Raw genomic sequence first — 870 nt, forward strand, 5'->3', positions numbered from 1 at the left:
TTCGTCGATTAGTGTCAGCTGACGTGTTTTCTCCGCCACTTCTTCTGGATCGACTGTGATACGGTTTACACCAGTGTCCATTGCTGCTTTCGCTACTGCTTTGGCAACAGCTGGGGCAACGCGCGGATCGAATGGAGCTGGGATTACGTAGTCTTCGTTCAAATCGCTCTCGTCGATTAGCTCGGCAATTGCTTTAGCAGCGGCGATTTTCATTTCCTCATTAATGCCAGTTGCACGAACATCTAGTGCACCACGGAAAATACCAGGGAAGGCCAATACGTTGTTTACCTGGTTCGGGAAGTCAGAACGTCCTGTACCGATAACCCGGGCACCGGCTTCTTTCGCATCATTTGGCAAAATTTCTGGATCTGGGTTAGCCATTGCAAAGATAATTGGATCTTTCGCCATTGTGCGCACATCTTCTTGAGAAAGCAGGTTTGCAAGGGATACACCGATGAACACATCTGCATCCTTGATTGCATCAGAAAGACTTCCTTCTTGGCGATCACGGTTTGTGATTTTCGCAACGCGGTCTTTCATCTTGTTCATGCCTTCTGGGCGACCTTCGTAAATCATCCCTTTGGAATCACACATGATGACGTTGTTTACACCAAGGCTGTGCAGCAATTCGATAATGGCAATACCAGCAGCGCCTGCACCGTTTGCGACAACTTTGATATTGTCGAAGCTTTTGCCAACCAATTTCAGTGCGTTCAATAGACCAGCAACTGTTACGATGGCAGTTCCGTGCTGATCATCATGGAATACTGGGATGTCTGTTTCTGCTTTCAAGCGTTCTTCAATTTCGAAGCAGCGCGGTGCAGAGATATCTTCCAAGTTTACACCGCCGAATGTTGGTGCCATTAATTT

1 protein-coding gene is annotated in these 870 nt (G+C 47.5%); it reads right to left on the reverse strand.

Translation table 11 applies throughout. The features are described 5' to 3' along the window. Positions 1-870 (reverse strand): NADP-dependent malic enzyme (locus tag B1K52_RS00370; protein WP_077303962.1); only part of this gene is annotated, 870 nt, incomplete at both ends.

It is taken from the genome of Terribacillus halophilus, from assembly GCF_900162685.1.
GTDB lineage: Bacteria > Bacillota > Bacilli > Bacillales > Amphibacillaceae > Terribacillus > Terribacillus halophilus_A.